The organism is Kineococcus gurbantunggutensis (genome assembly GCF_050871925.1).
Classification (GTDB): Bacteria; Actinomycetota; Actinomycetes; order Actinomycetales; family Kineococcaceae; genus Kineococcus.
The window spans coordinates 15,814-28,889 of record NZ_JBJLSG010000057.1 but is presented as its reverse complement, the minus strand read 5'-3'; the positions used below and the strand labels follow the sequence as shown (position 1 = coordinate 28,889).

General features: G+C 78.1%; 11 protein-coding genes. 4 read left to right on the top strand and 7 right to left on the bottom strand.

The genetic code is table 11. From position 1 onward, the window contains the following. The 4 genes from ACRYR7_RS12525 to ACRYR7_RS12510 form a co-directional block, all read left to right on the top strand. Positions 1–3,071, top strand: a 3,071-nt coding sequence (locus ACRYR7_RS12525; protein WP_432572428.1) for a S8 family serine peptidase, incomplete at its 5' end; no start/stop codon positions are given. Positions 3,072–3,173: 102 nt separating this feature from the next. After that, on the top strand, positions 3,174–3,482 hold the full coding sequence (locus ACRYR7_RS12520) for a hypothetical protein (RefSeq protein WP_432572427.1): 309 nt from the start codon (positions 3,174–3,176) through the stop codon (positions 3,480–3,482). Further along, positions 3,479–4,012 (top strand): 2'-5' RNA ligase family protein, encoded by a 534-nt coding sequence (locus ACRYR7_RS12515; RefSeq protein WP_432572426.1) that lies wholly within the window; start codon positions 3,479–3,481, stop codon positions 4,010–4,012. Before ACRYR7_RS12520 ends, ACRYR7_RS12515 begins: the two co-directional genes overlap by 4 nt. Positions 4,013–4,114: 102 nt before the next feature. Beyond that, the gene (locus tag ACRYR7_RS12510) at positions 4,115–4,933 is read left to right on the top strand and encodes a PrsW family glutamic-type intramembrane protease (RefSeq protein WP_432572425.1); all 819 of its coding nucleotides are present in this window, start codon (positions 4,115–4,117) and stop codon (positions 4,931–4,933) included. Here ACRYR7_RS12510 and ACRYR7_RS12505 read toward each other — a convergent pair. The 7 genes from ACRYR7_RS12505 to nadA all read right to left on the bottom strand — a co-directional run bounded on the left by ACRYR7_RS12505 (position 4,911) and on the right by nadA (position 13,024). After that, positions 4,911–6,335 carry a four-carbon acid sugar kinase family protein gene (locus tag ACRYR7_RS12505; protein WP_432572424.1) on the bottom strand — a complete coding sequence of 475 codons (1,425 nt, stop codon included), beginning with the start codon at positions 6,333–6,335 and terminating at the stop codon, positions 4,911–4,913. The two genes, ACRYR7_RS12510 and ACRYR7_RS12505, sit on opposite strands and share 23 nt — an antisense overlap. Before the next feature lie 122 nt (positions 6,336–6,457). Continuing rightward, positions 6,458–7,003 carry an alpha/beta hydrolase gene (locus tag ACRYR7_RS12500; protein ID WP_432572423.1) on the bottom strand — a complete coding sequence of 182 codons (546 nt, stop codon included), beginning with the start codon at positions 7,001–7,003 and terminating at the stop codon, positions 6,458–6,460. 107 nt (positions 7,004–7,110) lie between these two features. After that, a complete protein-coding gene (locus tag ACRYR7_RS12495; protein WP_432572422.1) occupies positions 7,111–7,998 on the bottom strand; it encodes an NAD(P)-dependent oxidoreductase in 888 nt (295 codons plus the stop codon). A gap of 43 nt (positions 7,999–8,041) precedes the next feature. Then, positions 8,042–9,175 carry a cysteine desulfurase family protein gene (locus tag ACRYR7_RS12490; RefSeq protein WP_432572421.1) on the bottom strand — a complete coding sequence of 378 codons (1,134 nt, stop codon included), beginning with the start codon at positions 9,173–9,175 and terminating at the stop codon, positions 8,042–8,044. Further along, complete coding sequence (gene nadC, locus ACRYR7_RS12485) at positions 9,172–10,077, bottom strand: carboxylating nicotinate-nucleotide diphosphorylase (protein ID WP_432572430.1); 906 nt, start codon at positions 10,075–10,077, stop codon at positions 9,172–9,174. Before nadC ends, ACRYR7_RS12490 begins: the two co-directional genes overlap by 4 nt. A gap of 26 nt (positions 10,078–10,103) precedes the next feature. Then, on the bottom strand, positions 10,104–11,732 hold the full coding sequence (gene nadB, locus ACRYR7_RS12480) for an L-aspartate oxidase (protein WP_432572420.1): 1,629 nt from the start codon (positions 11,730–11,732) through the stop codon (positions 10,104–10,106). Then, on the bottom strand, positions 11,729–13,024 hold the full coding sequence (gene nadA / locus ACRYR7_RS12475) for a quinolinate synthase NadA (RefSeq protein WP_432572419.1): 1,296 nt from the start codon (positions 13,022–13,024) through the stop codon (positions 11,729–11,731). The genes nadB and nadA overlap by 4 nt, the downstream gene beginning before the upstream one ends. Positions 13,025–13,076: the final 52 nt, after the last annotated feature.

Genomic DNA, 13,076 nt, shown 5'->3' with positions numbered 1-13,076 from the left:
CGCGCCCCCCTCCTCGGTGTCCCCGCCGCGGCCGCCGCCTGCTGGCCATCGCCACCACCGGCCTGCTGCTGGCCGCCGCCCCCGCGGCGGCCGTGGCCGCCCCGCCCGTCGTCGAGCCGGCCGCGCCCGGCACCGCCGCCGGCCCCTACTCCGACGGCCGCTACGTCGTCGTCCTGGCCGGGGACCCCGTCGCCAAGGCCGACGGCTCCACCGCCGCCGAGCCGAAGCTGAAGTCCGCCCCCGGCGGCGGCGTCGACGTCACCCAGCGCGCGGCGCAGGACTACCGCCGCACCCTGCTGAAGACGCAGGAGGACGTCGCCCGCACCGTGGGCGCGCGCCCCACCCAGCAGTACACCGTCGCCCTCAACGGCTTCGCCGCCCAGTTGACCGCCGCCCAGGCGCAGGAGCTGGCCGGCACCCCCGGCGTGCTGGCCGTCACCAAGGACGTCCTGCGCCACCCCACCGCCGGCAGCGCCACCGGCGCCACCGGCGCCGCTGCGCAGCCCGCCGCGGCCGCGCCCGCCACGGGCTCGGGGACCGCGGCCACCACGGCCGACTACCTGGGCCTGACCGGCCCGGACGGCGTGTGGAGCGGGCTGGGCGGCGCCGCCGGCGCCGGGCGCGGCGTCGTCGTCGCCGACCTGGACACCGGCCTGTGGCCCGAGCACCCCTCGGTGGCCGGGCGCCCGCTGGGCACCGCGCCCGCCGCGGGCGACGAGTTCTCGCCGTACCGCACCGCCTCCGGGCAGGTCCGGATGGCCAAGAACGACGGCGGCACGTTCACCGGGACCTGCGAGACCGGGGACGACTGGGACGCCGCGGACTGCACCACCAAGGTCGTCGGCGCCCGGGTGTTCTCCACCGGCTTCACCGCCGGCAACGGCCCGCTGGCCGAGACCGAGCCGGCCAGCGCCCGCGACACCGACGGGCACGGCACCCACACCGCCACCACCGCCGTCGGCCTGTCCGGCGTGCGCGCCACCGTCGACGGCGCCGACTTCGGCGAGACCACCGGCGTGGCGCCGGCCGCCGCCCTGGCCGTCTACAAGGTGTGCTGGACCGCCGCCAGCGGCGACGCCGGCTGCGCGAACTCCGACCTCGTCGCCGCCATCGACGCCGCGGTCGCCGACAACGTCGACGTCATCAACTTCTCCATCGGCGGCGGCGCCGCCACGGACGTCGTGGACCCGGTGGAGCTGGCGTTCCTGTCCGCCGCCTCCGCGGGCATCTTCGTCTCCGCCTCGGCCGGCAACTCCGGCCCCGGCGCCTCCACCCTCGACCACGCCAGCCCCTGGCTGACCACGGTCGGCGCGGCCACCTCCGTGCTGCGCGAGGGCACCGTGCGCCTGGGCGACGGGCGCCGCTTCGTCGGCGCCAGCTTCAACGTCACCCCGCTGCCGCGCTCCCCGCTGGCGCTGAGCACGGCCGTCGCCGCGCCGGGCGCGAAGGCCGCCGACGCGCAGCTGTGCCTGGCGGGCTCCTTGGACCCGGCCAAGGCCGCGGGCAGGATCGTCGTGTGCGACCGCGGCGGCAACGGCCGCGTGGAGAAGTCCGCCGAGGTCGAGCGCGCCGGCGGCGTCGGCATGGTCCTGGTCAACCCGACCGAGAACAGCCTCGACGCCGACCAGCACCACGTCCCGACCGTCCACCTGGACACCGCCGCGGGTGAGGCCGTGAAGGCGCACGCCCGCAAGAAGGGCGCCACCGCCTCCCTGGAGCTGGGCAACACCACGGGCCGGGCCACGCCCACCCCGCAGATCGGCGGGTTCTCCTCGCGCGGCCCGACCTTCGTCAACGACGGCGACGTGCTCAAGCCCGACGTCGCCGCGCCGGGCGTCAGCGTGCTCGCCGGGTACTCCCCGGAGGCCAGCATCTCCGGCGACCTCTTCGCGCCCCTGTCGGGCACCTCGATGTCCGCCCCGCACGTGACGGGCCTGGCGGCGCTGCACCTCACCGCCCACCCGCAGTGGTCCCCGATGGCCGTGAAGTCCGCGCTGATGACCACGGCGCGCGACCTCGTGGGCGCCGACGGCGCGCCGGCCCGCGACCCGTTCGCCGGCGGCGCCGGGTTCGTGGACCCCACCCGGATGCTCGAGCCCGGCCTGGTCTACGACTCCGGCCCGCTGGAGTGGCTGCAGTACCTGGAGGGCTCCGGCGTCGACACCGGCACCGGCGTCGAGGCGGTCGACCCCAGCGACCTGAACCAGCCCTCCATCGCCGTCGGCGACCTCGCCGGCACCCGCACGGTCACCCGCAGCGTCACCGCCACCACCTCGGGGCTGTACTACGGCACCGCCTCGGTGCCCGGCTTCGACGTCAAGGTGTCCCCGAGCCTGCTGGTGATGACCGCCGGCCAGACGAAGCGGTTCACCGTCACCCTCACCCGCACCAGCGCCCCGCTGGAGCGGTGGGCCACCGGCTCGCTGACCTGGAAGGGCGCGGACCGCACCGTGCGCTCCCCGATCGCGCTGTTCCCGGAGACCGTCGCCGCCCCCGGCGAGGTCGCCCTGACCGGCGCCTCCGGCTCGCAGGACGTCACCGTCACCGCCGGCCTGACCGGGCGCCTGGACCTGACCGCCGCCGGCCTGGCCGCCGGGCGCAGCGCCACCGGCAGCGCCGCCACCGGCAAGGAGACGAAGACCCGCGTGGAGGTGCCGCAGGGCACCGTGCTCTCGCGCTTCGACGTCGTCGCCGACGACCGCGCGGCCGACCTGGACATGGTGCTCTACCGCGTCCAGGGCGGGCAGGAGGTGCCGGTGGCCAGCTCCGGCACCGCCGCCGCCGACGAGCGCGTCACCACCCTGCTGGAGCCGGGCACCTACGTGGTGGGCGTGACCACCTTCGCCGCGGCACCGGGCAAGACGTCGGCCGGCTACCGGCTGACCGACTTCCAGGTGCCCGCCACCGGCGGCGCCGGCTCGTTCACCGCCAGCCCGGACCCGCTGCCGGTGCGCCTGGCCCGCGAGGCGACGTACACGCTGTCCTGGAAGGGCCTGGACCCCGCGAAGCAGTACCTCGGCGCGGTCTTCTACGGCCAGTCCCGCATCCCCACGGTGGTGTCGGTGGGCTGAGCCCGCCGCACCGCCCGCTGCACCGCGACGGCCGTCGCACCCCTCGCCGGGGTGCGGCGGCCGTCGCGCGTGCCGGTCGGTGCCGGGTGGCACAGTGGGCGCGTGGCTCAGCGCAGGAACCCCCGTCCCCGCCAGGCGCCCCCCGCGGTGCCCGTGACCGACCCGTACGAGGAGCGGCGCACGTCCACGGGGGCCATCGGCGCCACCATCGCGGCCGGGCTGTCCCTGATCGTCTCGGTGGCCTTCTTCCCGCTGTCGATCGTGATGTCCGTGGTGGTGCTGGTGCTGTCCGTGCGGGCGCTGGCGCGCCGCGCGCCGGACCGCGGCTGGTGGACGGCGGCCAACGTGCTCGGCGGCATCTCCCTGGTGACGTCCCTGCTGGGGGCCGTGCTGGTGCTGGGCTCGCGGTGAGCGCCGCGCCCGGCGCCGCCCCGCTGGTGCTGGCCCTGGCGCTGGAGCCGGCCGACCAGCGCCACCTGGACGAGCTGCGCCGCCGGCACTTCCCGCCGGAGCGGCTGAAGGTCGGCGCGCACGTCACCCTCTTCCACGCCCTGCCCGGCGAGGAGCTGCCCGCGGTGCTGGAGGCCGTCACCGAGGGGTGCCGGCGCCCCGCCTTCCCCGTGCGGGTCGACGGGGTGCGCTCCCTGGGCCGCGGCGCGGCGCTGGTGCTGCGCTCGGCGCAGCTGCAGGCGCTGCACGCCGACCTCGCCGGGCGGTTCGCGCCGTGGCTGACCCGCCAGGACGCCCAGCGCTTCTCCGCCCACGTCACCGTGCAGAACTTCGTGACCCCGCAGCGGGCGCGCGAGACCGTCGCGCAGCTGTCGGCGGCCTTCTCCCCGTGGGAGGTGCGCGCCACCGGGGTGGAGGTGCACCGCTACCTCGGCGGGCCGTGGGAGCTGCTGGAGTCGGTGCCGTTCGCCCCGGACGGGCTCGCCGGCTGACGGCGGCCCGGCGGCCCGGCCCGGGCCCCGTGCGGGCCCCCGCCCGGCGGGCGCGCACCGGCTCGGCGGGCGCGGGGGACCGGGGGCGGGCAGGGTGTCCCCGTGGTCGTCCAGCACCCGGTCCCCGCACCCACCGCCCTGCGCCGCGTCGCCTGGCTGGCGGTGCTCGTCGCCGGCGTCGTCGCCTACGTCGTGGTGCTGCGCGTCATGGTGGGCACGCGCAACCTGACGTTCTTCCCCTCGCTGCTGCTGCTGGGCTCGGCCACCGTGCCGCTGGCGGTGCTGGTGTTCGCCGAGAGCGGCGGGCGCAGCATCCCGGTGCGCGCCTGGGTGGTGGTGACCACGGCCGTGGCCGGCGGGGTCGTGGGCACGCTCACCGCCGGCGTGCTGGAGTACCGCGCGCTGCTGGAGCTCGGGCCGGCCTCGGTGCTGCTGGTGGGCGTCATCGAGGAGGCCGCCAAGCTCGTGGTGCCGCTGGTGGTGCTGCTGGTCACCCGCCCCCGCGACGCGCGCGGCGGCATCGTCGTGGGCATCGCCTCGGGCACCGGCTTCGCCGTGCTGGAGACCATGGGCTACGGCTTCCAGGCGCTGCTGAGCGCGGGCAGCCTGGCGGCGGTGGACCAGACGCTGCAGCTGCGGGCGCTGCTCTCGCCCGCCGGGCACGTGGCCTGGACGGGCTTCGTGGTCGCCGCGCTGTGGCGCACCACCGCCTCGCGCTCGCGGGGCCGGGCGCTCGCCGGCTTCGCCGGGGCCTTCGCGCTGGCGGTGGTGCTGCACACCCTGTGGGACCTGGGCACCAGCCTGACCGTGCACGTCGCCGTGGTCGTGGTGAGCGTGGCGCTGCTGCTGGTGCTGGTGCACCGCGCCCACGTGCGCCCGCAGCTGCGGGCCGCGGCCCTCAGCGCGCCGGCGCTGCGCTGAGGGTGCGCACCACGGCGGCCAGCGAGCCGTCGTCGCCGACGTTGCCGGCGAAGACCACGTAGGGGGTCCCGGCGGCGCGCCCGCCCACCGGCTCCCACAGCGAGACCGTGCCCGGCAGCAGCGGCCCGCGCACCAGCGCGCGCCGCACGCCCAGGCCGTGGGCGGCCACGTCGCTGGAGGTGATGCCGCCCTTGGCCACCACGAAGCGCGGCGGGTGCGCGGCCAGCACGCGCCGCACGGCGGCGACGACGGCGGCCGACACGCGCCGCGAGATCGCCAGGGACTCCTCGGGGTCGTCGGTGCGGTGCAGGGCGCGGCTGGTGTGCAGCACGACGTCCCCCTCGGCCAGCAGCGCCGCGGCCCGGTCGGCGACCTCGCGCACGTGCTCCTCCGCCGAGCCGTCGAGCAGGCGCGGCACGTCCAGGACGAGGGAGGGCAGAGCGGGCCGCTCGGCCTGCAGCGCGGCGAGCTGGCGGCTGGTCAGGCCCACGTGGGAGCCGACGACGACCAGCCCGCCGCCGGGGCGGGCCCCGTCGCGGAACACCTCCTGCGCGGTCAGGGGGGCGCGCACCTCCTGGCCGGTGCGGGCGCGCACGAACGGCGGGCCCACCCGGTACAGCAGCTCCTTGCCGGCGGCCTCGGCCTCGACCAGCCCCAGGGCCAGCAGGCGCAGGTCGTCCTCGCCCACCGCGTCGGCCACGACGGTGCGCGCGCCGGTCAGGGGCGCCAGGGCGGCGGCCACGGCCGAGGGCCCGGAGCGCAGCAGCGCCAGGTCGAGCACGACGACGTCCTCGGCGCGGGTGCGCCCGCCGGTCTTCTCCGCCACCCACTCGCGCAGGTCCGAGGAGGCGTAGCCGAACGTGGCGTCGCGGGCGAACTCGCTCTCCCCGGCGGGCAGCAGCCCGCCGGGGGTGCGCAGCAGGTGCACGCCGCCGACGGTGATCCGCCCGGCCTCGGGGAAGGCGGGCACGAGCACCACCGCGTCCACGGCCCGCCCGCCGCGCTCGGCGACGGTGGCGGCGACGACGTCGGTCTCCAGCGGGAAGTGCCCGCGCAGCGTGGAGTCGCTGCGGCTGACGAACCGCACCCGGGTGCGGGTGCGCCCGGCGACGTCCAGCACGGCGGCGACCACCTCGCGGGTCAGGGCGCCGGCCGCGGCGGGGGACAGGCCCCGGCTGTTGGTCAGGACGTACACCGCCGGCGCGCCCAGGCCCAGCGCCCAGGCGACGTCCTCCTCGGCCCAGGAGGTGAGCACCGGCAGGTCGGCGACGGACTGGGTGCCGGTCGGGTCGTCGTCGAGCACGACGAGGACGGTGCCGGTGCGGGCGTGCGCGGCGGCCACCTGCGCGGCCGGCACGGCGACCGGGCGGGGGTAGCGGGACAGCAGGGCGCTCTCGTCCACCGGTGGGTCCTCCCTCTCGTGCCCGCCACCCTACGGAACCGCCCCGCCCCGCGCCGCCACCCCGTGTCAGGGGGAGGGTGCCGCGGCCCGGGGCGTGCCGCCCCGGGCCGCCGCCGGGCCCCTCAGAGCAGCAGCCGCTCCAGCAGGGGCAGTTCCGAGCAGGGGTCGTCCGCGTCGCCGAAGTGCCCCTCCGGGCGCACCACGAGGGTGCCGCCCAGGTGCCCGAGCATCTCCAGGCCCTGCTGCGCGTCGCACCCGTACGGGTCGCGCACCGAGTTCAGGAACGTCAGCTCCCGCGCGCCGCGGCGCACCAGCGCCCAGTCGTAGCCCTCCTGCAGCACCGGCTCCCGCGCCGCGCCGGGCGGGCGGTGGTACCCGGCGACGAGGACGGCGTGCGCGACGGCGACCCCCGAGCGCCCGAGGTGCTCCAGCAGGGCCAGCAGCAGCGCGGCGCCCCCGGAGTGCCCGACCAGGACGGTGTCCGCGTCGAAGGCGTGCGCGGCCAGCACGCGCGGCAAGAACGTCGCGACCGGCTCGACGTTCGTGCCGGGGTGGTGCGGCACCTCCACCTCCCAGCCGCGCTCGCGCAGCCGCCCGGCCAGCCAGCCGTACCAGCAGGCGCCGGGGCCGGCGCCGGTGCCGTGGAAGACGATCGCCCTGCGGGTCACGGGGCCTCCTGCTCGCGGGTCGGCGGGTGCTCACCGGTGCCGACCGCCGCGCGGACCGTTCCTCACCGGTGACGGCACCGGTCGGCGGCGCCCCCCCCGGGCGCCGCTCAGGAGGGGCGGGTCGGCTCGTGCGCGAACCACACGGCGCTGACGTCCTGCCCGGCGCGGCCGGCGGCGGCCGCGGCGGCGAAGTGGTCGTGCACCGCGCGGGCCAGCGCGGCGTCCGAGCCGGCGGCCGCGGCCGCCTCCAGCACCAGCTCCAGGTCCTTGACACCGCCGCCGAGGCCGAACTGCGCCTCGTGCCGGCCCTCGAGCATCGCCGCGCCCTTGCCCTGCACGTACGGGGAGTCCATCGCCCCGCCGCGCACCGCCTCCAGGAACAGGCGCGGGTCCACGCCCAGGTCGCGGGCCAGCGCCAGGGAGCTCGCCACGCCGTCGACCACGGTGAGGACCCACGCGTTGCAGGCCAGCTTCAGCCGCGAGGCCGCCCCGACGCCGCCGACCCACAGGGTGCGCTGCCCGATCGCGGCGAACACCGGCTCCAGCAGCGGGCGCAGCTCCTCGTCGCCGCCGGCCAGGACGGTCAGCGCGCCCTGCTCGGCCGGGCCCCTGGTGCCCAGCACGGGCGCGTCGACGAAGCGCAGCCCCAGCTCGGCCGCCACGCGGGCCAGCCGCTCCACGCCCTCCACCCCGACGGTGCTCGTCTGCACCCACACCGCGCCGGGGGCGAACCCCTCCCGGGCGGCGCGCACGGTCTGCTCGACGCTGTCGGCGTCGAACAGCATCGTCAGCACCACCTCCGCGCCGCGCACCGCCGCAGCGGGGTCCTCCGCCACGCGGGCGCCGACCCGCGCCAGCGGGCGCGCCTTGTCCGCGGTGCGGTTCCAGACGGTCAGCGGCAGGCCGGCGGCGGCGAGGTTGCGGGCCATGCCCGCGCCCATCGTGGAGGTGCCCAGCAGGGCGACGGCGGGCCGGGCGGCGGGGTTCTCGGTCACGCGACCATGAGGCCACGGACGGGCCCGGCCCACCAGCCGGGGCTCACGCCCCCGCGGCCGCGCGCACCGCCGCCGGCAGGGCCCGCAGCACCGCCTCCACGTCCTGCTCGCCGGTGCCCGGGCCCATCGAGAACCGCACCGCGGTGCGGGCGGTGTCGGCGTCCAGGCCGGTGGCCAGCAGCACGTGCGAGGCGTCCTCGGAACCGGCCGAGCACGCCGAGCCGCTGGAGCACACGATCCCGGCGGCCTCCAGCTCCAGCAGCACCGTCTCCCCGCCGACGCCGGGGAAGCAGAACGAGGCGTGGTGCGGCAGGCGCTGCACGGGGTGGCCGGTCAGCCGCGCGCCCGGCACGGCGTCCAGCACCCCGGCGACGAGGCGGTCGCGCAGCGCGACCAGCCGGGCGCTCTCCTCCTCGCGCGCGGCCTCGGCCAGGCCGAGGGCCACGGCGGTGCCGACGGCGCCGGCCACGTCCACCGTGCCCGAGCGCCGCCCCCCCTCCTGCCCGCCGCCGTGCGTCACCGCCTCCAGCGGCACCGCGCCGCGCACGAACAGGGCGCCGGAACCGCGCAGCCCGCCGAACTTGTGCGCCGAGACCGACAGCGCGTCCACGCCCAGGGCGTCCACCTCCAGCGGCAGGTGCCCGGCGGCCTGCACCGCGTCGGTGTGCAGCGGCGCGCCCGCGGCGCGGCACAGCGCCGACACCTGCGCCAGCGGCTGCACGGTGCCGATCTCGTTGTTGGCGTACATCACCGAGACCAGGGCGGTGCCGTCGTCGACGAGCCGCTCCAGGTGCTCCAGGTCCACCACGCCGCGGGCGTCCACGCGCACCTCGTCCACGCGGAAGCCCTGCCGCGCCAGCGCCCGCGCGGTCTCCAGCACCGCCGGGTGCTCGATCGCGGAGACCACCACGCGCCGCCCGCGCGGGGCCGCGGTGGCGATGCCGGTGACGGCGAGGTTGTCGGCCTCGGTGCCGCCGCCGGTGAAGACGACCTCGCCCGGGCGGCAGCGCAGCACCTGCGCCACCCCGGCGCGCGCGGCGTCCAGGCCGGCCCTCGCGGCGCGGCCGGCCTCGTGCGCGCTGGAGGGGTTGCCGGTGACCCGCGTCAGGTACGGCCAGACCGCCTCGAGCACCTCCCGGCGCGGCGGGGAGGTCGCGGCGTGGTCCAGGTAGATCACGGCGCCACCCGCTCGGCGTCGCCGGTGGCGACCTCCACGTCCAGGCCCAGGTCCAGCGTGCGGGCGTTCTGCGTCAGCGCCCCCACCGAGACCAGGTCCACGCCGGTGCGCGCGATCGCGGCGACGGTGTCCAGGCGCACCCCGCCGCTGGCCTCCACCAGCGCCCGCGAGGAGGCCCGCACCCGGCGCACGCCCTCGGCCAGGTCCTCCAGGGAGAAGTTGTCCAGCAGCACCACGTCGACCCCGGCGGCCAGGACGGCGTCGAGCTGGTCGAGGCGGTCCACCTCCACCTCCACCGCGGTGGTGTGCGGCACGCGCTCGCGCACCGCGCGCAGGGCGGTGGTGACGTCCACGCCCTCGGCCAGCAGCACCGCGAGGTGGTTGTCCTTGACGAGCACCGCGTCCGAGAGCGACCAGCGGTGGTTGCGCCCGCCGCCGGCGCGCACCGCGGCGCGCTCCAGCGCCCGCAGCCCCGGGGTGGTCTTGCGGGTGTCGACCACGCGCGCGCCGGTGCCCGCCACGGCGTCGACGAACGCGGCCGTGAGGGTGGCGACCCCGGACAGGTGCTGCAGCAGGTTCAGCGCGACCCGCTCGGCGCGCAGCACGGCCAGCGCGGTGCCGCTGACGCGGCCCAGCACGTCGCCGGCGGCGAACCGGGTGCCGTCGGGGGAGAACCCGCAGCGCAGCAGCGCCCCGCCGGTCAGCGCGGCGGCCTGCTCGAACGCCGCGAGCGCGGCGGCGGTGCCGGCGAGCACGCCGGGTTCGCGGGCGCGCAGCTCGGCGTGGGCGACGGCCCCGGCGGGCAGCAGCGCCTCGCTGGTGACGTCTCCCCAGGGGGCGTCCTCGGCCAGCGCGGCGGCGACGACCGCGGCGACCGCACCGGCCGGGGCGCCGGCGGCCAGGGCCGCCCGGGGGGTGGTCGGGTGGTTCACGCGGTCCTCCGCAGGGTGCGCCGGCGCGGTGCGCCGGGGGTCTCGGGGTGATCCTCGCGGTGGTGCGCGCCGAGGCTCTCGGTGCGCAGCGCGGCGGCGGTGACGAGCAGCCGGGCCACCAGCACGAGGTTGGCGTCCTCGCGGGCGCGGCGGTCCACGCCCGGCAGGTCCGCCAGGTCCAGGGGGGTCTCGTCGGGGGTGAGCAGCTTGGCGGCGACTTCCAGGCCGGCCGCGTCGCGGAACAGCCCGGCGTGCTCCCACAGCGCCGCGCGCAGGTCGCGGCGGGCCACGTGCGAGGCGCGGGCCGTGGCGGTGCCCTGCACGTCCACGACCTCGTCGGCGCCGAACGCCGGGGGTGCGTCCGCGGCCCCGGCGGCCACCGCGGCGACGTCGGCGGCCACGCGCGCACCGGTGACCAGCGCCTCCAGCAGCGAGTTCGAGGCCAGCCGGTTCGCGCCGTGCACGCCGGTGCACGCCACCTCCCCGGCCGCCCACAACCCCGGCACGCTGGTGCGCCCGGAGGCGTCGGTGCGCACCCCGCCCATGAGGTAGTGCGCCGCCGGCGTCACCGGCACCGGCTCGCGGTCGGGGTCGACCCCGGCGGCCGCGCACATCGCGGCGATGCCGGGGAAGCGCTGCGCGAACGAGCGGCCGGTGCGCGCGCGCAGGCCGGTGGCGTCCAGCAGCGCCGGGCGGCCGCCGTGCGCGGCCACCGCCCGGCCGGTGGCGCGCGCCACGACGTCGCGCGGGGCGAGCTCGGCGCGCGGGTGCAGCGCCGGCATGAACCGGTGCCCGGCCGCGTCCAGCAGCACCGCGCCCTCGCCGCGCACCGCCTCGGAGACGAGGAACGGCTCGCCCACGGCCGCGGCCGTGGGGTGGAACTGGTACATCTCCAGGTCCGCCAGCAGCGCCCCGGCGCGCCAGGCGGCGGCCAGGCCGTCGCCGGTGGCGACGGCGGGGTTCGTGGTGCGGGTGAACAGCTGCCCGGCCCCGCCGGTGGCCAGGACCACCGCGCGCGCCCGCACCCGGTGCGGCACGTCGGCGCCGGAGGCGCTGCGCAGCAGCAGGTCCGCGCCCACGACGCGGCCGTCCTCCACGAGCAGGTCCGCGCAGAACGCGTCCTCGTGCACGGCGACGGCGCTGCGGCGCACCGCGGCCGCCAGCGCGGCGGACACCGCGGCGCCGGTGCGGTCCCCGCCGGCGTGCACCACGCGCGGGCGCGAGTGCGCCGCCTCCAGGCACAGCGCGGGGTTCCCCCCGCCGTCGCGGTCGAACGCCACGCCGCGCGCGGCGAGGGCGCGCAGCGCGGCCGGCCCGGCGGCGACGACGGCGCGCACGGCCGCCCCGTCGCACAGACCCGCCCCGGCGGCCAGGGTGTCCGCGACGTGCGCGTCGACGTCCCCGGCGCCGGCGGCCACCGCGATCCCGCCCTGGGCGTAGCGGGTGCTGCCGTCGCCCAGGTCGGTCTTGGTGGCCAGCACCACCGAGCCGGTGCGGGCGGCGTCCAGCGCCGCAGTCATCCCGGCGATCCCGGCGCCGAGCACGAGGACGTCGCACTCCTGCCCGCCGGGTGCCGCGCCCGGACCGCCCGGGGCGACCCCGCGGGACGGGGCGGCGGTGCTCACGGCCGCACGGCCAGCATGCGCTCCAGCGCCGTGCGGGCGTCGGCGGCGACCTGCTGCTCCACCCGCACCCGGTTCACCACGCGGCCCTCCACCAGGGACTCCAGCACCCACGCCAGGTACGCGGGGTGGATCCGGTACATCGTCGAGCACGGGCACACCACCGGGTCCAGGCAGGTGACGGTGAGGTCCGGGCGGGTGTCGGCCAGCCGGCGCACCATGTTCACCTCGGTGCCGATCGCGAACGCCGTGCCGGCCGGGGCGGCGTCCACGACGCGCTGGATGTACTGCGTCGAGCCGCTCTCGTCGGCGGCGTCGACGACCTCCACCGGGCACTCCGGGTGCACGACCACGCGCACGTCGGGGTTCGCGGCGCGGGCGGCCTCGATCTGCTCGACGGTGAACCGCTGGTGCACCGAGCACCAGCCGCGCCAGAGCACCACGCGCGCGTCGTGCAGGGCCTCGGCGGGGTTCCCCCCGCGCGGCTTGCGCGGGTCCCACAGCGGCATCGCGCTCAGCGGCACGCCCATCGCCTTGGCGGTGTTGCGGCCCAGGTGCTGGTCGGGGAAGAACAGCACCCGCTGGGCGCGCTCGAACGCCCACTCCAGCACCTCGCGGGCGTTGGAGGAGGTGCACACGATCCCGCCGTGCGCGCCGCAGAACGCCTTCAGCGCGGCGGCGGAGTTCATGTACGTCACCGGCAGGACGGGCACCTTCCCGTCCGCGTCCGGTTCGGTGCCGTACAGCGCGGTGAGCTGCTCCCAGCAGGCGTTCACCGCATCGATGTCGGCCATGTCGGCCATCGAGCAGCCAGCGGCCAGGTTCGGCAGGATCACCGGCTGCTCGTCGGTGGTCAGCAGGTCGGCGGTCTCGGCCATGAAGTGCACGCCGCAGAACACGACGAACTCCGCCTCCGGGTGGCGCTGGGACTGCTGCGCCAGCTGGAAGGAGTCGCCGACGAAGTCCGCGTACCGCACGATCTCGTCGCGCTGGTAGGCGTGCCCGAGCACGGTGACCCGGGAGCCGAGGCGCTCCTTGGCGGCGCGGATGCGCGCGTCGAGCTCCTCCGGGCCCAGCAGCCGGTACTCGGCGGGGATCTGCTGCTGCACCGGCGTCGTGGCCGGGGCGGGGTCCTGCCGGGAGGCCCCGGCGCCGTAGGTGGGCGCCGGCAGCGGCAGGCCCGGGACGGCGTCGAACTGCCACGGCCCGCTGGGCAGGTCGGGGTCGCACGTGTCGGTGCTCGCGCCCCCGGGGGTCCGGGCGAGCAGCGCGATCTGCGTGGGGACGGACGCCATGGCGTGCCTCTCTGGACGGGCCCGGCCTGTTCCGGGTCGCGGTGCGCGGGGG